Consider the following 21,065-nt stretch of genomic DNA (forward strand, 5'->3'; position numbering starts at 1 on the left):
TTAGACGAGAACCTGCGTCTGTTGATTGATGGATGTCAAAGGATACTCGCCGCCCCAGTGTCAAGCTGACTGCATATTTGATGCGGATCAAAGACTCCAATGCGCGGCGCTTTTACGCGATGACTATGTGGCCTTACTATCCCGAACTGCTAGAGCAGCCAGTCCCCCGATACACCAGCTTCCCGACCGCGGCGGAGTTCGAGGCGATCGACCAGGGTGACCTCCGCTTTGCCATAGAGAACACGTCAGGCGAGGTGTCGCTCTACGTTCACATCCCTTTCTGCGAGAAGATCTGCCACTATTGCGGTTGCAATACGGGAGCCGCAGGGCGTCGGCACCGGCTGGAATCGTATCTTGATGTGTTGCATCACGAGATCGAAACAGTCTCCCGCCTGCTCCCATCGGATGCAAAGGTGCACCGGATAGCATTTGGCGGCGGAAGCCCGAACGCACTGGACCCCGCCGATTTCGCCCGGCTTGTCGATGACCTTGTCACCAGCTTCGGTGTCTCCGATCCAGCTTTTTCCATCGAACTTGATCCCCGCACGATGTCTCGTGAATGGGCCGACACCATCGGTGCAATCGGGATCGATCGCGCCAGTCTCGGCGTGCAGACTTTCGCCCCGCAATGTCAGCAAGCGATTGGGCGTATCCAGCCCGAGACACTGATTGCCGAAACCACCGAGCTCTTGCGCAAGGCGGGCGTGACGTCGCTCAACTTCGATCTGATGTATGGGCTTCCGCGGCAAACCCACGATGATCTGCTCGATACCTTGCAGCGCTCAGTCGAATTTGGCGCCGATCGGGTCGCCCTGTTCGGATATGCGCATGTGCCGCATGTCGTCCCTCGGCAACGCGCGGTCGATTGCAGTTCCATGCCGGATGGTGCGGACCGTTTTGCAATGGCGCACCTTGGGTTCAGCTACCTTCGCTCCAGCGGCTATAGCGCGATCGGGTTTGACCATTTCGCTCGTACCGGGAAAGACCCGCTTGCGGTTGCGGCGCGTGCGGGAATTTTGCGCCGAAACTTCCAGGGTTTCACCGATGACAGTGCGCCAAGCCTGATAGGTCTGGGTGCATCGGCGATCAGTTCTTTCGAAACTCTGCTCGCTCAAAATGAGAAGAACAGCGGTCGATATCGCATGCTAGCTTCGGATGGCCGGCTTGCCACGGTACGGGGAATTCGCAGATTGATCGATGATCGCAATCGGGGCAGGGTGATCGAGCAGCTCCTGTGCTCTGGGAAAGCCAATGTGAGCCAAGAGCTAGAGGCCAACGCGATGCCTGCACTGCGCCCTTTCCTGGATCGCGGCCTGGTGACCTGTGAGGACGGAACAATCCGTATTACAGCTGAAGGGTTGCCATACTCGCGGACAATTGCTGCCTCGTTCGATCCCTATCGCGAACACCTGCCTGGCCGCTTCAGTTCGGCGGTCTAACCCCGGATCAGACTGTCCGGATCACCACCTTTTCCCTCCTCAGCTTGCGTTGACCTCACATGGTTTCCCGTGCAACGGCTTCTGCACGAGGAGAACCGCATCTATGTCCGCCAATATCGCTGAAATGGAACGTCGCCGTGAAGCTGCCAGAATGGGTGGCGGACAGAAGCGGATCGATGCGCAACACGCCAAGGGCAAGCTGACCGCGCGTGAGCGGCTCGACGTGTTGCTGGATGAAGATTCGTTCGAAGAGCTCGATACCTATGTCGAGCACGACTGTGTCGATTTCGGCATGGCCGACCAGAAGATCCCCGGCGATGGCGTGGTAACCGGATCGGGCACGATCAACGGCCGGCTGGTTTACGTTTTCTCGCAGGATTTCACCGTGTTCGGCGGCTCGCTGTCGAAGCGCCATGCGGAGAAGATCTGCAAAGTGATGGACATGGCGATGCGCGTTGGTGCGCCCGTTATCGGCCTCAACGACAGCGGCGGCGCGCGTATTCAGGAAGGCGTCGCCAGCCTTGGCGGCTATGCCGAGGTGTTCCAGCAAAACGTGCTCGCATCGGGCGTGGTGCCGCAGCTCAGCCTGATCATGGGGCCATGCGCGGGCGGCGCGGTCTACTCGCCCGCGATGACCGACTTCATCTTTATGGTGAAGGATAGCTCCTACATGTTCGTGACGGGCCCTGAAGTGGTGAAGACCGTCACCAACGAGGAAGTCACGCAGGAGGAATTGGGCGGCGCGGTGGTGCACACGACCAAGACCTCCGTCGCCGACTTGGCGCTTGAAAACGATATCGAAGCGCTGCTCGCCGCGCGCGAGCTGATGGGCTTCCTCCCCGCCAACAACCAGGCGGAGCTGCCCGAACTGCCGACAAGCGATCCGTGGGACCGCATGGAGGACAGCCTCGACACGCTGATCCCCGCCAATGCCAACATGCCCTACGACATGCACGAGGTGATCGCGAAGGTCGTGGACGAGGGCACTTTCTTCGAAATCCAGCCCGCGCATGGGGCGAACATCATCACTGGTTTTGGGCGGATCGAGGGCCGCCCGGTGGGCTTCGTCGCCAACCAGCCGATGGTGCTGGCGGGCGTGCTCGACATCAATGCCAGCCGCAAGGCCGCGCGCTTCGTGCGCTTCTGCGATGCCTTCTCCATTCCGATCGTGACGCTGGTGGACGTCCCAGGCTTCCTCCCCGGCACCGCGCAGGAGCACAACGGCATCATCAAGCACGGCGCGAAGCTGCTGTTTGCCTATGCCGAGGCGACCGTGCCCAAGATCACTGTCATCACCCGCAAGGCCTATGGCGGCGCGTATGACGTGATGGCGTCCAAACACCTGCGCGGCGACTTAAACTACGCCTGGCCCACCGCCGAAATTGCCGTGATGGGTGCAAAAGGCGCGGTGGAGATCATCTTCCGCAAGGACCGCGACGATCCGGAAAAGATCGCCGAGAAAACGAAGGAATACGAAGACCGCTTTGCCAACCCCTTCGTGGCAGCATCACGCGGCTATGTGGACGAGGTGATCTACCCGCACTCGACGCGAAAGCGGATCGCGCTGGGGCTCAGGAAGTTGGCGAACAAGCAGCTCGAGAACCCGTGGAAGAAGCATGATAATCTGCCGTTATGAGCAACGAAGAACTTCTTGAATTGGCTGATAGGCTTTCGCCGCAAGATCATCCTGAAGGGCCGAACTTTCTGTTCCAACACACCGTCACTGATGCCGGTGACTTTCTCATTCGAGCAGATCAACAAGGTTTGAAAATGCTCGCATCCCAAATCCTGCGACTATCCGCCCGTGATTACGTTGCCGGAATGCATCAAGATTTCGAGGTCTTCGCCCCTTCTGACGAGGGGTCTGACAGGATGACTATCCAGCGAGTCGAAGGGGGATTGAGTGAATGAAACTCGGCCGTCTCAACCATATCGGTGTCGCCACGCCGTCCATCGCGGACTCCATCGCGCATTTTCGTAACACGATGGGTGCCACCGCCATCACCGAGCCGTTTGATCTGCCCGAACAGGGGGTGAAAGTCTGCTTTGTCGATACGCCGACGGACAGCGGCATGAACGGCACGCAAGTCGAGTTGATCGAGCCTTTGTCCGATGCTTCGCCCATCGCCGGCTTCCTCGCCAAGAACCCGCTCGGCGGGCAGCACCATATTTGTTTTGAGGTCGAGGATATTGAGGAAGCGCGCCAATGGTTCGAGGGGCAGGGCAAGCGTATTCTCGGCCCCACCCGCATCGGCGCGCACGGCACACCAATTTTCTTCCTCCACCCCAAGGACATGATGGGCCAGCTGACCGAGATTATGGAGGTGCCCAAGGATGGCCACTAATTCCGGCCTCCTTCGTCATCCCAGCGAAAGCTGGGATCTGTCTCGGCTTGGTGCGAGCCCAAAAGCGATCCCAGCTTTCGCTGGGATGACGGATTGATTGTATGACTGACAAACCCACCAAAGCAGACTGGCAAGACCGCGCCACCAAGGAAGTCAAAGGGCGTGACCTGACGTGGAACACGCCGGAGGGCATCGCGGTGCAGCCGCTCTACACGGCGGGCGATGCGCCATCAGAACCCGCCATGCCCGGTTTCGAGCCCTTCACGCGTGGGCCCTATGCCAGCATGTACACGGGTCGCCCGTGGACGATCCGGCAGTATGCGGGCTTCTCCACTGCCGAGGAATCGAACGCCTTTTACCGCCGTAACCTCGCGATGGGTCAGAAGGGCCTGAGCGTTGCTTTCGATCTCGCCACGCACCGCGGTTATGACAGCGACCATCCGCGTGTTGTCGGAGATGTCGGCAAGGCGGGCGTTGCCATCGATACCGTGCGCGACATGGAGATCCTGTTCGATCAGATCCCGCTCGACGAAATGAGCGTCTCGATGACGATGAACGGCGCGGTCATCCCGGTGATGGCGTTCTATATCGTCGCGGCGGAGCGTTCGGGGGTCAGCCAAGAGAAGCTCAGCGGCACCATCCAGAACGACATCCTGAAGGAGTTCATGGTCCGCAACACCTATATCTATCCGCCCGAGCCATCGATGCGGATCGTGTCGGACATTATCGCCTACACTAGCCAGAACATGCCGCGCTTCAACAGCATCTCGATCTCCGGCTATCACATGCACGAGGCCGGGGCGACGGCGGTGCAGGAGCTCGCTTTCACCATTGCTGACGGCAAGGAATACGCCAAACGCGCGATGGAAACGGGCCTCGATATCGATGCCTTCGCGCCGCGCCTGTCCTTCTTCTGGGGCATCGGCATGAACTTCTTCATGGAGATCGCCAAGATGCGCGCCGCGCGCACGCTGTGGCACGAGGTGATGGAGGGGCTGGGGGCGCAGAACCCCAAGTCCAAGATGCTGCGCACGCATTGCCAGACAAGCGGCGTGAGCTTGCAGGAGCAGGACCCCTACAACAACGTCATCCGCACCACGCTGGAGGCGCTTTCGGCTGTGCTCGGCGGCACGCAATCGCTGCACACCAATGCGCTGGACGAGGCCATCGCTCTCCCCACCGATTTCTCCGCCCGCATCGCGCGCAACACCCAGCTGGTGATCCAGGAGGAAAGCGGTGTGTGCAACGTCGCCGATCCGCTGGGTGGCTCCTATTACATCGAGGCGCTGACTGCCGAGATTGCCGACAAGGCGCGCGAGCTGTTGGCCGAAGTCGATGCAGCAGGCGGGATGACGGCTTACGTGGCTTCGGGCGCTCCCAAGGCAGCCATCGAAGCGGCGGCGGCGGAAAAGCAGGCCAAGGTCGACAAGGGCGAGACGGTGATCGTCGGCGTCAACAAGTACCGCAAGGCGGAAGAAGACCCGATCGACACGCTCGATATCGACAACCACGCGGTACGCGAAAGCCAGATCAAGCGCATCACCCGCGTGCGCAGTGAGCGGGATGAGGCCGCCTGCACAACTGCGCTCAAGGCTCTAGAAGAAGGCTCACGCGGTGGAGGCAACCTGCTCGCCCTTGCTGTCGAAGCCGCCCGCCACGACGCAACCCTGGGCGAAATCTCCGCCGCAATGGAAGCTGCCTTCGGTCGCTACGACACCGTGCCGACCCCGGTGAAGGGTGTCTACGCAAGTGCCTACGAAGGCGATCCACGCTATGCCGCCGTGGTCGAAGGGGTGGAGGCCGTTGCCCGCCGTCTCGATCACAAGCCGCGCATCCTCGTCGCCAAGATGGGCCAGGACGGCCACGATCGCGGCGCGAATGTGATCGCCAGCGCCTTTGCCGATATGGGCTTCGATGTCCTCTCCGGCCCGCTGTTCCAGACGCCGGAAGAAACGGCAAAAATGGCGCTGGAGAACAATGTTGATGCGGTCGGCGCAAGCTCGCTCGCGGCGGGTCACAAGACCCTTATTCCGGAACTGATCCAGCACCTGAAGGACGCAGGCCGCGCGGATATCAAAGTGGTTGCTGGCGGCGTGATCCCGCCGCAGGACTATGACTTCCTGAAGAAGGCCGGCGTGCAGGGGATTTACGGCCCGGGCACCAATGTGGTCGAGGCTGCCGCCGACGTGCTGCGCCTGCTCGGTCACAACATGCCGCCTGCGGGGGAAGAGCTGGAGTGATCAAGCCGCTCGTCCTACGCTCTGTCGTGCTCACGTTGGTGCTCCTGCCAACGTCCTGTTTCGCAGGCAGCATGGCTGCGGAGCGGCTTGATGCGCGCACGAGTGGTTTTGCAAATTCGCCGCTCTGGTACGAAAACGTGCTGTGGCTCGTCGCGGTAGTGCTGATGCTGGTATGGGCGTGGGCGATTAAAAGGCTTTGGGAGGCCGAAGACTAAGAATGTTCAAAAAGATCCTCATAGCCAATCGTGGCGAAATTGCGTGCCGGGTTATCAAGACCGCGCGGCGCATGGGTATTGCCACGGTGGCGGTCTATTCCGATGCCGATGCGCGTAGCCCCTTTGTGCAAATGGCCGATGAGGCCGTGCATATTGGCCCGCCACCTGCGGCCGAGAGCTACCTGCTCGCCGACAAGATCATCGCGGCGTGCAAGGAGACCGGCGCGGAGGCGGTGCATCCGGGCTATGGCTTTCTTTCGGAGCGCGCGAGCTTTGTTGAAGCGCTCGAGAAAGAGAACATCGCTTTCATCGGTCCGCCCGCCAATGCGATCGCGGCGATGGGTGACAAGATCGAGTCCAAGAAGCTCGCCAAGGAAGCCGGCGTCAACACTGTCCCCGGCTCGCCCGATGCCATCGACACCACCGAGGAGGCGCTCAAGGTCAGTCAGGACATCGGCTATCCGGTGATGATGAAGGCCAGCGCGGGCGGCGGCGGCAAGGGCATGCGCCTCGCCTGGAATGACAAGGACGTCGAAGAGGGCTTCGAAGCGACCAAGCGCGAAGGCCTCAATTCGTTCGGTGACGACCGTGTCTTTATCGAGAAGTTCATCGAGGACCCGCGCCATATCGAGATCCAGGTGCTCGGCGACAAGCACGGCACCGTGCTCTACCTCAACGAGCGCGAATGTTCGATCCAGCGCCGGCACCAGAAGGTGGTCGAGGAAGCGCCCAGCCCCTTCGTGACGCCCGAAATGCGCAAGAAGATGGGCGAGCAGGCAGTCGCGCTGTCCAAGGCGGTCGGATACCACTCGGCGGGTACGGTCGAGCTGATTGTTAGCGGCGCGGATCCGACGGGAGAGAGCTTCTACTTCCTCGAAATGAACACCCGCCTGCAGGTGGAACACCCTGTTACCGAAGCTATTACCGGTGTCGATCTGGTCGAACAAATGATCCGCGTCGCGGCGGGCGAGAAGCTCTCCATGACGCAGGACGATATCACTATCGACGGTTGGTCGATCGAGAACCGTATCTACGCCGAGGACCCCTATCGCGGCTTCCTCCCCAGCACCGGTCGGTTGGTGCGTTACCGCACGCCGGTCGAGCCGTGGGCAGGCGATCTGCGCGGTGTTGATGGTGTGCGCTTTGACAGCGGTGTGCAGGAAGGCGGCGAGGTCTCGATCTTTTACGATCCGATGATCGCCAAGCTGGTGACTTGGGCGCCGACGCGAGACGAGGCGGCGGATCTGCAGATCGCTGCGCTCGACCGGACCGAGCTGGAAGGCCTCGGCCACAACATCGATTTCCTCTCCGCGCTGATGCAGCACGAGCGCTTCCGTTCGGGTGAGCTCACCACTGGCTTTATCGCCGAGGAGTACCCTGACGGGTTTGAAGGCGCGGAAGCCTCCGACGATTTACGGCGCGCGGTGGCCGCGTGGATTGCGGGTGCGGAATGCACCGAACGCGCGCGTGCCGGGCGCATATCGGAACGTCTCAACGGCACGCCAAGCCCCGGCTCTGACTGGATCGTGAAGTTTGGCGGCGAGCAGTTCGACGTCACGCTTGGTGAAGGCGGCGCGACAGTAAACGGCGAGTGGATCGGCGGCACGTGGGACTGGGAGCCCGGCATGCGTCTGTCCACCGTTGCAGCGGGTGAACAAACCTTTGGCGTCCAGATACAGCGCGACGGTGCCTGGTGGGATCTGACCACGCGCGGTCGCCAATATCGCGGCATGGCGCTCCCTGCGCGCCTTGCCGAACATGCGGGGCACATGATCGAGAAGGAGCCGCCGGACACGTCCAAGATGCTGCTCTGCCCGATGCCGGGTTTGCTCGTGAAGCTGCATGTGGCTGAGGGCGAGGAGGTTCAACCCGGCCAGCCCCTCGCCACCGTCGAAGCGATGAAGATGGAAAACATCCTGCGCGCCGAAAAGGCGGGCACCATCGCCACCATCAATGCCGAAGAAGGCGAGACGCTGGTCGTCGACGCCGTTATTCTCGAACTCGAATAAACAGGAAGGCCCCCCATGGCTTACGAGACCATCACCACCGAAAAGCGCGGCGCGGTTACGCTGATCACGCTCAATCGCCCCGAAGCTCTGAACGCGCTCAACACCACGGTTCTTGCCGAACTGATGGACGCCTTTGCCGCCTACGATGCGGATGACAGCCAGCTATGCGCGGTCATCACCGGATCGGGTGACAAGGCCTTTGCCGCGGGTGCCGATATCAAAGAGATGGCCGACAAACCTGCCGCCGATTTCTACCTCGAGGACTTTTTCTCCGGCTGGAACGAGATGACCGCGAAGACCCGCAAGCCTTGGATCGCGGCGGTTAACGGTTTCGCTCTCGGCGGAGGATGCGAGGTTGCCATGATGGCAGACTTCATCATCGCATCGGAGAACGCGAAATTCGGCCAACCCGAAATCAAGCTGGGCGTCGCGCCAGGTATGGGTGGCAGCCAGCGCCTCACCCGTGCGGTTGGCAAGGCGAAGGCGATGGACCTGTGCTTGACGGGCCGGATGATGGATGCCGAGGAAGCCGAGCGTGCCGGTCTTGTCGCGCGCGTCGTGCCGCATGACCAACTAATGGACGAGGCGATGAAGGCTGCCGAAGCCATTGCCGGCATGCCAATGATGGCGACGATGGTGAACAAGGAACTGGTCAACACAGCGGATGAGATGAGCCTCTCGCAGGGCATGCTCCATGAACGCCGCCTGTTCCAGATCCTGACCGCGACCGAGGACAAGATGGAGGGCATGAAGGCCTTCGTCGAGAAGCGCCCGGCGAACTGGAAGCACCGCTAAGTCCGTTGGACTCTCGCGACTGACAAGCCTAGGGCATCGCCAACAAGTTTCACCTGTAACGGAAATACGACCATGCGACATATCGATCATTTCATTCAGGGCGGTTCGGGCCAAGGCACGGGCCGGACGCACAAGATCTGGAACCCCTCAACAGGCGAAGTGCAGGCTGAAGTCGTGCTCGGCGATGCGTCGGTGCTGGAACGTGCGATCGAGAATGCGAAAAAGGTCCAGCCAGCATGGGCGGCGACCAATCCGCAAAAGCGCGCGCGGGTGATGTTCGAGTTCAAGCGGCTAGTCGAAGAGAACAAGCAGGAGCTCGCCGAGCTGCTCGCCAGCGAGCATGGCAAGGTCGTCGATGATGCGCACGGCGACGTGCAGCGCGGGCTCGAAGTGATCGAGTTCGCTTGCGGCATCCCGCAGGCGTTGAAGGGCGAATACACCAATGGCGCGGGCCCGGGCATCGATGTCTATTCGATGCGCCAGCCGCTCGGCATCGGTGCTGGCATTACCCCGTTCAACTTCCCGGCGATGATCCCGATGTGGATGTTCGGCATGGCGATTGCGGCGGGTAACGCCTTTATCCTCAAACCGAGCGAACGCGATCCGAGCGTACCGGTTCGCCTGGCAGAGCTGTTCCTCGAAGCAGGCGCTCCCGAAGGTCTGCTGCAGGTTGTCCACGGCGACAAGGAAATGGTCGATGCCATTCTTGACCATCGTGACATTTCGGCGGTCAGTTTCGTCGGCTCTTCCGACATCGCGCAGTACATCTACGAGCGCGGCGCGGCGAACGGCAAGCGCGTGCAGGCCTTTGGCGGTGCGAAGAACCACGGCGTGGTGATGCCTGATGCCGATCTCGATCAGGTGGTGAACGATCTGGCGGGTGCTGCATTCGGTTCCGCCGGTGAACGCTGCATGGCGCTTCCCGTCGTCGTCCCGGTGGGCGAGGACACCGCGGATCGCCTGCGCGAAAAGCTGATCCCGGCGATCAACGCGCTGCGTGTCGGCGTCTCGACCGACAGGGATGCGCATTATGGCCCTGTGGTCACGCCAGAGCACAAGGCGCGCATCGAACAGTGGATCGACACCGCCGAACAGGAAGGCGCCGAAGTCGTAGTCGACGGTCGCGGGTTTAGCCTGCAAGGCCACGAGAACGGTTTCTTCGTCGGACCGACGCTGCTCGACCGCGTGACGCCCGATATGGACAGCTACAAGGAAGAAATCTTCGGCCCCGTCCTGCAGATCGTGCGCGCAACCGATTTCGAACACGCTCTGCGCCTGCCGAGCGAGCACCAGTACGGCAACGGCGTTGCGATCTTCACCCGCAACGGCCACGCCGCACGCGAGTTTGCGCATCGCGTAAACGTGGGCATGGTCGGCATCAACGTGCCGATCCCCGTGCCGGTCAGCTATCATAGCTTCGGCGGCTGGAAGCGCTCGGGGTTCGGCGACATCGACCAGTACGGCATGGAAGGCCTGCGTTTCTGGACCAAGGCCAAGAAGATCACCCAGCGCTGGCCCGACGGTGGCGGCGATGGCTCCAACGCCTTTGTTATCCCGACGATGGGATGACGAGGCGATGATGGCGCGGTTGCTCACGATTCTGATCGCCGCAATCGCGCTGTCAGCTTGCGCAACTGCACAATTGCCCGGGCCACAAGCCGAGCGGCGTATTGCGCTGACTTTCGATGACATTCCGCGTCATCAGGGTGCGTTCTACACCACGGATGAGCGGGCGGAACTGCTGCGGGCCACCTTGCGCTATGCCAGTGTCGAGCAGGCAGCTTTCTTCGTCAATCCAGGCCATCTGCACGAGCGTGTGAACGGCGTGGAGCACGTGATGGCCTATATGGCTGACGGGCATGTGGTCGCCAACCACACTGCCGACCACGGATCGCTCAGCAATCTTACTCTGGACGAGTATTTTGCCGAGATTGACGCAGCGGAAGCGTGGCTCGTGCAGCTCGACGGCCACCGCCCATGGTTTCGCTACCCCTATCTCAACGAGGGCCGCCGTGATCATGAAAAGCGCGATGGCGTCCGTGCCGGACTGGCGGAGCGTGGTCTTTCCAACGGCTATGTCACGGTAGACGCCAGCGATTGGTTCTACGATCAGGCGGTGAGCGAGGCCGTGCGTGACGGGCACGAGCTCGATATGGAGGCGCTCGGCGAACTATTCGTCGAAAGCCATGTCGAGGCAGCAGCGTTCTTCGATGATCTGGCGATCCGCACCGTCGGCCGCTCCCCCGCGCATGTCATGTTGCTGCATGAGGCGGATGTAACGGTGATGTTCCTCCCCCAGCTGATCGACGCGCTCGAGGCTGATGGCTGGACGATCATCACGGCGGACGAAGCCTATACCGATCCTTTTGGCGAACTTGCCGCGACCTACGACACGCCCTCCGCGCAAGGCACGCTGACCGAACAGGTTGCGTGGGAGCGCGGTATACCCGCACCGCGCTGGTATACACGCAACCATATCCCGACTGCTCGCGCCGCCTTCAATGCGCGGGTATTGGGCATTGAACCAACCCAGCAGCAAGCAGAGGACTGACCATGCGCCGCCACGCCACTTCCGGATCGCCATTCGAAGAACAATTCGGCTTCACCCGTGCGGTGCGCGAGGGGAACCGTATCGTGGTTGCAGGGACCGGGCCTATCGAGGATGACGGATCGACGACACCGGGCGATGCAGGCGCGCAGGCCGACCGCTGCTGCCGGTTGATTGTCAAGGCGATCGAGGACCTTGGCGGAAGTGCGGACGATGTGGTGCGCACCCGTATGTTCCTGACCAGTCCTGAAGATCAGGCCGCCGTGGGCGAAGTCCACAAACACTATTTCGGTGGAGCCAGGCCGGCAGCGACAATGGTCGGCGCGGCGTGGCTATGCCGTGAGGAATGGCTGGTCGAGATCGAGGCCGAGGCGCTGATCGGCGAGTAAGCGCTAGCTCAGAAAGCTTCGCATGCCGGAAAGGTCGTATCCGGCCTCGGCGGCGCGTTCGAGACGCTCGTCTACGGAAAGGCCCATCGGGTTGGCGAGTGCCTCCATCGTCATGCAGCGCGTTCCGCTGCGGCAATAGGCGAGCACGGGCCCGGGCGATTCCTTACGCACACGTGCGAACTCTTCGAGCGCCTCCTGCGGGAACATGCCTCCTGAAACGGGCACATGGTGGAATTCCAGTCCGGCGGCTTTTGCCGCGGCCACGATCTCTGACAGTGGCGGCTGACTCGGCTCTTCATCATCGGGGCGGTTGCACATCACCGTGGTGTATCCGGCATCCGCCAGCGTCTGCATGTCGCTTGCCTGAATCTGCGGAGCGACGGCGAAAGTGTCATCGACCTTGCGGATATCCATCACCGCTTTCCTTCGGTGAGGCGAACGAGCACAAAGCCCGCCAGCATGGCAATGACAAAGATCGCGGCGTCGGCGGGGGCAATGGCGAGCGCGGCAAATCCCGGCCCCGGGCACAGCCCTGCAACACCCCAGCCTATGCCGAACAGTGCGGCACCGCTGATCAATCGGCCATCGAGATCGCTGCGGGTGGGCAGGTGGAAACCGTCTTCGAACAGTGGTCGCGCCATGCCGGGAACAATGCGCCAGGCGATTGCCATGACCACCAGCGCACCGCCCATGACGAAGGCGAGGGTCGGGTCCCAGTCACCGAACAGGTCGAGAAAACCGCGTACGCGGGCAGGATCGGTCATGCCGCCAACGGTAAGGCCTGCGCCGAAAACGGTGCCGCCCGCGAGCGCTACGAGTGGACGCGTGCTCATGACAGCACCTCCAGTCCCAGCGCATTCATGATCGCCACCGTCGCAATGCCCGCCGCCATGAAGGTGAGTGTCGCCACGATGGAACGGACCGACAGGCGGCTCATCCCGCATACACCGTGGCCGCTGGTGCAGCCGCTGCCAATGCGGGTGCCGATACCGACAAGCAGCCCGGCGATAATCAGCGGGACAGGTCCGGCAAAGCTCGCCTCGACCCCGCCGCGCGCCACGGCAATCAGCATCGCGCCCAGCGGCAATCCGATAATGAAGGCCAGCGCGCTGGTGCGGTCCATGCCGCTACCGCCGAGCCCGACTGCCTTGGCAGCGATGCCTGAAACACCCGCGATACGGCCGAGGCCAAGCAGCATGATCGCCGCCGCTACGCCGATCAGCGCGCCGCCGACAAGGCCATCCAGGGGAGCAGCGTCAGGGAAGCCGGGCAGCATCACAGCGCATTCACCGGTATCTTGATATAACTCACGCCATTGTCCTCGGGTTCTGGCAAATGACCGCCGCGAATGTTGACCTGCACACTGGGCAGGATCAGCGTCGGCATGTTGAGCTTGGCATCGCGGGCAGAGCGCATGGCGACGAATTCATCCTCGCTTGTGCCGTCTTTCACGTGAATATTGCCCGCGCGTTGCACGGCAACGGTGCTTTCCCAGGCGAATTCGTTCCGCCCCGGCGCCTTGTAATCGTGACAGGTGAACAGCCGCGCCGCGTCAGGCAGAGCCAGCAGGCGCTTGATCGAGCGGAACAGCTGACGGGCATCGCCGCCTGGAAAATCCGCTCTCGCGGTGCCGAAGTCGGGCATGAAAAGCGTGTCGCCGATGAAGGCGGCATCGCCCACTACGAAGGCCATGTCGGCCGGGGTGTGACCGGGCACATGGAGGGCTATCCCTTCCAGCTTGCCAATCGCAAAGCGATCACCATCGTCGAACAGGTGATCGAACTGCGATCCGTCGCGTTCGAAGTCGGTCCCGGCATTGAACAGCTTGCCGAACACGTCCTGCACCCGGATGATCTCGCGGCCGATAGCCAGCTTTCCGCCCAGCTTCTCCTGCAAATAGGGTGCTGCAGACAGGTGATCGGCATGGGCATGGGTTTCGATCAACCAGGTGACCTTGAGCGCATTGGTCTCGACATATTCGATAATCCGCTCTGCCGATCCGAACGTTGTCCGGCCCGAAGGTGCATCGTAATCGAGAACAGAGTCGATAATCGCTGCTTCGCGGGTGGCGGGATCACTCACAACGTAGCTGACGGTATTGGTCGCCTCGTCAAAGAACCCAGCAATAGTGGGGCGCTTGCCCGCATCGGCCAGCGCCGCTTCAACCTGCCGGGTGGCGGCATGGAGTGCCGTGTCTCTCTCGCTCATGACCGATGCCTTTCCTCGTAGGCCAATATAGTCAGCAGCGCGAAGCTCGCCAGCCAGTGCGATGACATATAATCTTGATCGATCTGATCGATAGAAGCGTTGTAGAGTGCAATTTCGGGCGGGTTCTCGCGCTCGCCAAGGTCGGCTGCCTTGCCGATTTCTATCCACGCCCAAGCGCGCGAAATGTTGAAGCCGTCGAGGTGCGCCATCTTGCCATCGCTGCGGTCGCGCGGGACCACGGGATCGAACAGGCAAGCGGGGCGGCCCTGCGCCAGACCGGGGAGGTAGCCGTCAAGCCAGTCTGCGAAGGGCACCCGGCCTACTTTGCGCATCAGCTGCGCCACGGTGAGCGTGCCGGACAGGAAATCATCGCCCGAAGGCTCGATAGGGCGCACGTCGCGGTGCCCTTCGAACCAGCCCATTGCGGTGTCGCCCATCAGTTTAGCGAGGGCAGGGTCGAAAACTTCGGCCCAGTCTAGCGAGAGGCGCATGGCAAAGGCTGTATTGAAATGGGTGCCGGTGCGGATGGGATAGGCAAGCGCAGCCAGATAGTCGCGCCAACCGGCGGCGAACTGACGGGCGAGGGGCTCCATATGTTGTGCCCAGGGTTTGCCCGGTTCCCGCGATGCCTCGAGATGCAAGTTGAGATACCACGCCCAGCCATATGGCCGCTCGAACCCGCGGGAAAGCGGGCGCCGTGCATACTCGGTTTCCACTGCCAGCTTTTCGGCGGTGAACATTTCATCGGCAAGCGCGGTGATCCGCGGGGCTTCGGGCAGATCGGGATACACGCGGCGGATCGTCAACAGCAGCCACCAGCTGTGCACGCAGCTGTGCCAGTCAAAACTGCCGTAGAATACGGGGTGCAGCGTGCTGGGCGATAGCGCATCCTCATCGCCGCCCATCACATGATCGAGCTTGTTGGGGTATTCCTGGCACACGTGATCGAGCGCGGTGCGGGCAAAGCGCCCGGCCATGGATGGATCGACGCTCATCCGGCTTTCCCGAAGCCGCCACCGCCGGGCGTACGGATCACCACCACGTCTCTCGCATGGGCCTGAACGGCGCCGTCGCTTCCCAGTGGAGTGGTACTGCCATCAGCGTGTTCCACAAACGTCTCTCCTGGCATAGCATCGCTCGCTCCGGCCAATCCGCGCGGCGGGACACGGCGGCGGTTGGCGAGCATCTGCACCTGCATATCTTCAAGGAACGCTATGCGCCTCTCGGCCCCGTTTCCACCCTGCTGCGCGCCCTTTCCACCCGAACCTGTGCGGATCGCGAACCTGTCAACACGCACGGGCAGGCGGCTTTCGAGAACCTCGGGATCGGTCAGGCGCGAATTGGTCATATGGGTTTGCACAGCATCGGTGCCGGGGTGCGTTGGTCCGGCGCCTGAACCACCGCAGATCGTCTCATAATACTGGTGCTCTTCATTGCCGAAAGTGAGGTTGTTCATCGTGCCCTGCGAAGGCGCGAGTGCGCCGCATGCAGCGAGCACGGCATCGGTGACGACCTGGCTCGTCTCGACATTGCCCGCGACAATCGCGGCAGGCGGGTTGGGGGAGAGCATCGAACCTTGCGGTATCCTGAGGGTGACGGGGCGCAGACAGCCATCGTTCAATGGCACATCGTCATCGACAAGGCAGCGTAAAGCATAGAGTACGGCGGCGCGGGTGATCGCGGCAGGGGCATTGAAATTGTCTTCCAGCTGGCCGCTCGTTCCAGTGAAATCGAACACAGCGCTGCGCTTCTCGCGGTCTATTGAAATGGCGACCGAAACCTGTGCGCCATTGTCCATCTCATAGGTGAATGCGCCCTCTGGCAGCCTCTCCAGCAGCCCGCGTACAGCAGCTTCGCCGTTGTCCATGACGTGCCCCATATAGGCGGTGATGACTTCGCCCGAGTGTTCGGTTGCGGAGGCGGTGAGCAGGTCGTTCCCGCGCGCACAAGCGGCGAGCTGGGCCTTGAGGTCGGAAATGTTGCGGTCGGGGCTGCGTGCCGGATGCGGGCCTGCGCCAAGCAGTTCGCGCATCTTGCTTTCGAGGAAGCGCCCCTCGTCGACGAGCAGCACGTCATCAAGCCGGATACCCTCATCATCAATGGTTGTGCTGTCGGGCGGCATGGAGCCGGGTGCAATCCCGCCAATATCTGCATGATGCCCGCGTGCGGCGACAAAGGCCTGCGGATTGGGTGATTTCTCGTCCCAAAACACGGGTACGATCACCGTGACATCGGGCAGATGTGTGCCGCCGTTGTAAGGATCATTCACCACATAGGCATCGCCGCGCCGCACACCGCGGGCACTGTCCATGCGGTTGTCGATCACCCGGCGGATACTCGCGCCCATGCTGCCCAGATGCACCGGAATATGCGGCGCATTGGCGATCAGCGATCCGTCCGCATCGAACAGCGCGCAGGAGAAATCGAGCCGTTCCTTGATGTTCACCGAACTCGCCGTGGCTTCGAGCACCACGCCCATTTCTTCAGCAATCGCCATGAACAGGTTGTTGAAAATGGCAAGGCGGACGGGATCAACCTGAGTCCCCGCAGCGGGCGCGCGTTCACGCGGAGCGGTGCGGTTGAGGATCAGCGAGCCATCGTCGGCGACACTCGCGCCCCACCCCTCTTCGACGATGGTTGTAGAACTCGGATCAGCGATCAGCGCGGGTCCGGCGAGCGTCTGGCCCTGTTCCAGCTGGCCACGCGATGTCACACTGGCTTTTGCTGCGAGGCCACCGCTGCTGCCCTGTGCCTCAACACTTATTGCTTCGAGCACCACGGGCGCGGCATCGTCCGACCAGCCGAAACGACGGCGATGTTCGGCACGGAATTCCGCATCGGCATCGTCTGAGAGCGGCATGTCCAGCGTCGTGTCACTACCATCGAAGCGGAGCCGCAGGCGAGTGACAAGCACGATGCGCTCTTTGGAAATACCCTGCGCTACCAAGTCGGTCCGCGCCTGCGCTTGCAAAGCTTCAAGGGCAGCGGAAAAATCCTCTGTCAGGGGTCGCACGACACCGGCTTCACGCATGGCGATCACGGGAGCGAGGCCGATGCCGTAGGCGCTGAGCACGCCCGCATAGGGATGCACGAGCACCGTCTCCATCCCCAGCTCGTCCGCCACGCGGCAGGCAAATTGCCCGCCAGCTCCGCCAAAGCACGCGAGTGCATGGGTGGTGACATCGTGTCCGCGTGCGGTCGAAATCTTGCGGATGGCATTGGCCATTTCATCGACAGCCAGCGTGAGGAAACCTTCGGCCAGTTCTTCGAGCTGCATGGCTGTTGGAAGGCTTGCGGCTACCTCGCCCAACCTCCGGCGCGAAGCTTCGGGATCGAGCGGCTGGTCACCATTAGGCCCGAAGACATGCGGGAAATGTGCGGGATCGATCCGACCCAGCATAAGGTTGCAATCGGTCACGGTTAGCGGCCCGCCTTTGCGGTAACATACCGGACCGGGATCTGCCCCCGCACTTTCCGGTCCCACGCGCAGCCGCTGCCCGTCGAAGCTGCAGATAGAGCCGCCACCCGCCGCTACGGTATGCACCTGCATCATCGGCGCGGCGATGCGCACGCCCGCGACCACGCTGTCACCCGTGCGCTCGTACTCGCCCGAATAGTGGCAGACATCTGTGCTGGTGCCACCCATGTCGAAGCCTATCAGCCGACTGTACCCCAGCGCCTCTGCCGTGCGCACCATGCCGACCACTCCGCCAGCAGGGCCGGAGAGAACCGCATCTTTGCCGCGAAAGGTGCGCGCATCGGCGAGGCCGCCGTTTGACTGCATGAAGCGCAGGCTTCCGTGATCGGGCAAGCGCTCTGCAAGCTGGTCGACGTAGGCGCGGATCACGGGGGACAGATAGGCATCGGCCACGCTGGTATCGCCGCGCGGAACCAGGCGGATAAGGGGGGAGACTTCGTGGCTGGCGCTCACCTGCGTGAAGCCCAGCTCGCGTGCGATCTTTGCCAGTCGCGCCTCGTGAACGGTGAAAGTCCAGCCGTGCATAAGCACGATGGCGAGGGCATCAAACCCGTTGTCTCGCAGGGCTTGCAAGTCCCGACGTGCGGCCTGCTCATCAAGCGCAATCAGCACTTCGCCAGCAGCACTCATCCGCTCGGTGATCTCGACCGTCCGCTGCTCCAGCCGTTCGGGCTTCACGATATGCCGCGCGAAGATATCGGGTCGTGCCTGGTTGCCGATCTTCAGGGCATCGCCGTGCCCACCGGTAATCGCCAGTGCGACTCTGGCTCCCTGCCGCTCGAGCAGGGCATTGGTCGCAATCGTGGTGCCGATGCGCAGCTCTGCAATCGGCGCGTCCCCGTGCTCCTCCATCACGCGCCGCACCGCCTCGCTGGCGGCATCGGGATATTGATCGGGATTGCTGGAAAGCAGCTTGGTAGTCACCAGCTGGCCGCCCGGCAATTCGGCCACCACATCGGTGAAGGTGCCACCGCGATCGATGGCGAAACGATAGGAAGAGGCCATGCGCGCATCCCTAGGCGTTGCCATATGCGCTTGCCAAGCTTGCATGACGCGCTTCTGCGCGCGAATATGGCCCAAGAGGAGACATCGCGATGGCGCAAAGCGGATTTCTGGCCAAACGCAAGAAGCTAGACTGGAAGCTGGTAGTGCTGATCGTGCTGTTTCACCTGCTTGTCCTGTACGGCCTGGCTCGTGCGCTTGTGCCCGAATTCACTGCCAACGTGATCGAACAGGCGACCAGTATGGTCACCGTCACTGTGCGCACCGTCGAGCCCGAGGCAGAGCCGAGCATTTCACCTCCGTCCACCGATGAAGGCGCAGCCGGGGACGAGGGACGGGAGGCAATTGCGCGCGAGGTGGTCGCGCCCGAACAGCCAATCCCTCGGCCCACACCCGCGCCGCGCGCATCCTCCACCGGGACGGCAAATGCTTCGGGAGCGCGCCAGGAAGGCGAAGGCACCGGGGCGGGCGGCAATGGTGATGGCACGGGTAGCGGCAGACGCGGTTCGGGCAGTGGCGGCGCGGTGGCGGTCCGGCCTTCGGTGCGTTCGGGCGAACTCAATGAATCGCGCGATTTTCCTATCCCGGAAGGTGGACGGTCCACCCGCTTTGGTCGCTCGGTCACCGTCCAGTTTATCGTCACCGTGGATGGCCGCGCGCGCAACTGTACGGTGGCGAGCACTGGCGTAGATGCGGAAACCACTGCACGTGTCTGTCCGCTGGTGGTGGAGCGCATCCGTTTTAACCCAGCCACCACTTCCGACGGCACGCCGGTGGAGGCGCGCTATGGCTACCGGGTCGATTTCCGCGCGCGCTAGGGCTTGGTGATGAAATCCCTTGCAGTGAGCCGCGCGATTCCACACAGGGTAGCGCCATGACCTTGATCCATCCCGTTATCATGTGCGGCGGCAGCGGAACGCGCCTTTGGCCGCGCAGCCGCAAGACCATGCCCAAGCCCTTCCTACCGCTCGTCGGCGAGCAGACGCTGTTCGAGGAAACGATTGCCCGCGCGAGTGATCCTGCGCAGTTTGCTGCGTCCACCGTCGTGACCGGGGCGGCGCATCTGCCGCATGTTGAGGCGCAGCTGGGCGATGCAGAGGCTTCGATTATTGTCGAGCCCGAAGCCAAGAACACCGCGGCAGCCATCGCACTTGCGGCGCTGCGCCTGCCCGAAGACGCAGTCATGCTGGTGTGCCCGAGCGATCATCATATCGCCGATGTCGCGGCATTTCAGGCAGCGGCTCAGGCGGCTGCTAAGCTGGCGCGGGAAGACCGGATGGTCGCCTTTGGCATTACTCCGACACACCCCGAAACGGGTTATGGTTATATCTTGCAGGGCGACCCGCTGGAGGGTGGCTTTGCGGTCGAGCGTTTCGTCGAAAAGCCCGATCTGGAGCGCGCGACCGAGTTCCTGGCACACGGTGGATACAGCTGGAACGGCGGCATTTTCGCTTTCCGGGCGGGTGCATTTGTCTCCGAGTTGGAGGCGCATAGGCCTGACCTCGCGGCTGCTGTGCGGGCCGCTGTCGAGCAGGGCAGTGAAGAGGGCGCGCGGTTCCATCCTGCTCCCGAACCGTTCGCGCAGGTCCAGTCTGAATCGGTCGACTATGCGGTGATGGAAGAGACATCGCGCGCGGCAATGGTGCCCGTTTCAATGGGCTGGTCCGATATCGGCGGCTGGCCTGCGCTGCGCGATGCCCGCGCGGGTGACGATAACGGCAATCGCGTCAACGGCAATGCTGAACTTGTCGACTGCAGGAATGTCCTGGTCGATAGTGACGGCCCGCGTGTGTCGGCAATCGGTCTGGAAGATGTCGCAATCGTGGTGGATGGCGATGAAGTGCTCGTCACCTCCATGGATGGCGCGCAGAAAGTCGGAAAACTGTCCGGCGCGGCCCGGCAATAGTTGGTGCCGCCGATGGGACTGTCTCCGGAAGCCGATGTGATGATTGCCCAGACCATCCAGCTCGCGCTTGCGCCGGTCTTTCTCCTCGTGGCTATCGGGAATATCATCGGCACGCTGACACAGCGCCTTGGCCGCGTGGTGGACCGCAGCCGAGACCTGCAGCGCGAGCACGGCGTTACCGAAGGCATGGAGCATGATGACGTGGTGCGGGAAATCCGCCTGCTCGATAGCCGGATTGCACTCATTAACCAGGCCTTGCGGCTGCTGGTCATCGCGAGCCTCGCGATCGGGGTGACAGTGGTGCTGCTGTTTGCCGAAGAGTTCGCGCATGTCGGACTTAACCCGATTGCTGCTGCGACCTTTATCGTCTCGATTGGCCTGCTGATGTGGGCGCTTGTGCTGTTCCTGCGCGAAACGCGCGAAGCGACCGAAGGTTTGCGGGTTCCGGAGAGTTATCTGGAGCGTGAGCGCAAGCTCTAGGCGGCGTGGAC

General features: G+C 62.2%; 20 protein-coding genes. 14 read left to right on the forward strand and 6 right to left on the reverse strand.

Annotated elements, in window-relative coordinates; all coding sequences use genetic code 11:
• Positions 1–125: 125 nt before the first annotated feature.
• The 11 genes from hemN to OOZ52_RS07340 all read left to right on the forward strand — a co-directional run bounded on the left by hemN (position 126) and on the right by OOZ52_RS07340 (position 11,980).
• Positions 126–1,439, forward strand: coding sequence for an oxygen-independent coproporphyrinogen III oxidase (gene hemN / locus OOZ52_RS07290; RefSeq protein ID WP_274698334.1), 1,314 nt, complete (start codon positions 126–128; stop codon positions 1,437–1,439).
• A 103-nt stretch (positions 1,440–1,542) separates the two neighbouring features.
• Entirely contained in the window at positions 1,543–3,075 is a 1,533-nt protein-coding gene (locus OOZ52_RS07295; RefSeq protein WP_274697853.1) for an acyl-CoA carboxylase subunit beta, read from the forward strand.
• A complete protein-coding gene (locus tag OOZ52_RS07300) occupies positions 3,072–3,350 on the forward strand; it encodes an Imm32 family immunity protein (protein ID WP_274697854.1) in 279 nt (92 codons plus the stop codon). The genes OOZ52_RS07295 and OOZ52_RS07300 overlap by 4 nt, the downstream gene beginning before the upstream one ends.
• Positions 3,347–3,784, forward strand: coding sequence for a methylmalonyl-CoA epimerase (gene mce, locus OOZ52_RS07305; protein ID WP_274697855.1), 438 nt, complete (start codon positions 3,347–3,349; stop codon positions 3,782–3,784). The genes OOZ52_RS07300 and mce overlap by 4 nt, the downstream gene beginning before the upstream one ends.
• A gap of 101 nt (positions 3,785–3,885) precedes the next feature.
• Positions 3,886–6,024, forward strand: coding sequence for a methylmalonyl-CoA mutase (gene scpA / locus OOZ52_RS07310; RefSeq protein WP_274697856.1), 2,139 nt, complete (start codon positions 3,886–3,888; stop codon positions 6,022–6,024).
• The gene (locus OOZ52_RS07315) at positions 6,021–6,239 is read left to right on the forward strand and encodes a hypothetical protein (protein WP_274697857.1); all 219 of its coding nucleotides are present in this window, start codon (positions 6,021–6,023) and stop codon (positions 6,237–6,239) included. The genes scpA and OOZ52_RS07315 overlap by 4 nt, the downstream gene beginning before the upstream one ends.
• A gap of 2 nt (positions 6,240–6,241) precedes the next feature.
• Complete coding sequence (locus OOZ52_RS07320; protein WP_274697858.1) at positions 6,242–8,248, forward strand: acetyl-CoA carboxylase biotin carboxylase subunit; 2,007 nt, start codon at positions 6,242–6,244, stop codon at positions 8,246–8,248.
• A gap of 15 nt (positions 8,249–8,263) precedes the next feature.
• Positions 8,264–9,043 carry an enoyl-CoA hydratase-related protein gene (locus OOZ52_RS07325; RefSeq protein WP_274697859.1) on the forward strand — a complete coding sequence of 260 codons (780 nt, stop codon included), beginning with the start codon at positions 8,264–8,266 and terminating at the stop codon, positions 9,041–9,043.
• 72 nt (positions 9,044–9,115) lie between these two features.
• Positions 9,116–10,612, forward strand: a complete 1,497-nt coding sequence (locus OOZ52_RS07330) for a CoA-acylating methylmalonate-semialdehyde dehydrogenase (RefSeq protein WP_274697860.1) — start codon at positions 9,116–9,118, stop codon at positions 10,610–10,612.
• Entirely contained in the window at positions 10,575–11,594 is a 1,020-nt protein-coding gene (locus OOZ52_RS07335) for a polysaccharide deacetylase family protein (RefSeq protein WP_274697861.1), read from the forward strand. Before OOZ52_RS07330 ends, OOZ52_RS07335 begins: the two co-directional genes overlap by 38 nt.
• A gap of 2 nt (positions 11,595–11,596) precedes the next feature.
• Entirely contained in the window at positions 11,597–11,980 is a 384-nt protein-coding gene (locus tag OOZ52_RS07340; protein WP_274697862.1) for a RidA family protein, read from the forward strand.
• Positions 11,981–11,983: 3 nt separating this feature from the next.
• Here the strand turns inward: OOZ52_RS07340 and OOZ52_RS07345 are convergent, their stop codons facing one another.
• From OOZ52_RS07345 to OOZ52_RS07370, 6 genes are read right to left on the reverse strand one after another with little or no spacing between them, the layout of a single operon-like run.
• On the reverse strand, positions 11,984–12,394 hold the full coding sequence (locus OOZ52_RS07345; protein ID WP_274697863.1) for a TIGR01244 family sulfur transferase: 411 nt from the start codon (positions 12,392–12,394) through the stop codon (positions 11,984–11,986).
• The gene (locus tag OOZ52_RS07350) at positions 12,394–12,813 is read right to left on the reverse strand and encodes a DUF6691 family protein (protein WP_274697864.1); all 420 of its coding nucleotides are present in this window, start codon (positions 12,811–12,813) and stop codon (positions 12,394–12,396) included. Before OOZ52_RS07350 ends, OOZ52_RS07345 begins: the two co-directional genes overlap by 1 nt.
• Complete coding sequence (locus OOZ52_RS07355; RefSeq protein ID WP_274697865.1) at positions 12,810–13,256, reverse strand: YeeE/YedE family protein; 447 nt, start codon at positions 13,254–13,256, stop codon at positions 12,810–12,812. Before OOZ52_RS07355 ends, OOZ52_RS07350 begins: the two co-directional genes overlap by 4 nt.
• Complete coding sequence (locus tag OOZ52_RS07360; protein ID WP_274697866.1) at positions 13,256–14,188, reverse strand: MBL fold metallo-hydrolase; 933 nt, start codon at positions 14,186–14,188, stop codon at positions 13,256–13,258. Before OOZ52_RS07360 ends, OOZ52_RS07355 begins: the two co-directional genes overlap by 1 nt.
• A complete protein-coding gene (locus OOZ52_RS07365) occupies positions 14,185–15,183 on the reverse strand; it encodes a DUF2891 domain-containing protein (protein WP_274697867.1) in 999 nt (332 codons plus the stop codon). The genes OOZ52_RS07360 and OOZ52_RS07365 overlap by 4 nt, the downstream gene beginning before the upstream one ends.
• Positions 15,180–18,671 carry a hydantoinase B/oxoprolinase family protein gene (locus OOZ52_RS07370; RefSeq protein ID WP_274697868.1) on the reverse strand — a complete coding sequence of 1,164 codons (3,492 nt, stop codon included), beginning with the start codon at positions 18,669–18,671 and terminating at the stop codon, positions 15,180–15,182. The genes OOZ52_RS07365 and OOZ52_RS07370 overlap by 4 nt, the downstream gene beginning before the upstream one ends.
• 89 nt (positions 18,672–18,760) lie before the next feature.
• Between OOZ52_RS07370 and OOZ52_RS07375 the strand changes: the two genes are divergently transcribed.
• The 3 genes from OOZ52_RS07375 to OOZ52_RS07385 are packed head-to-tail and all read left to right on the forward strand — an operon-like array spanning position 18,761 to position 21,054.
• Positions 18,761–19,486 carry a hypothetical protein gene (locus OOZ52_RS07375; RefSeq protein WP_274697869.1) on the forward strand — a complete coding sequence of 242 codons (726 nt, stop codon included), beginning with the start codon at positions 18,761–18,763 and terminating at the stop codon, positions 19,484–19,486.
• 56 nt (positions 19,487–19,542) lie between these two features.
• The gene (locus OOZ52_RS07380) at positions 19,543–20,574 is read left to right on the forward strand and encodes a mannose-1-phosphate guanylyltransferase (protein ID WP_274697870.1); all 1,032 of its coding nucleotides are present in this window, start codon (positions 19,543–19,545) and stop codon (positions 20,572–20,574) included.
• A gap of 12 nt (positions 20,575–20,586) precedes the next feature.
• A complete protein-coding gene (locus tag OOZ52_RS07385; RefSeq protein ID WP_274697871.1) occupies positions 20,587–21,054 on the forward strand; it encodes a DUF2721 domain-containing protein in 468 nt (155 codons plus the stop codon).
• Positions 21,055–21,065: the final 11 nt, after the last annotated feature.

Origin of the sequence: Aurantiacibacter sp. D1-12, from assembly GCF_028858515.1 — a bacterium.
Lineage (GTDB): Bacteria > Pseudomonadota > Alphaproteobacteria > Sphingomonadales > Sphingomonadaceae > Alteraurantiacibacter.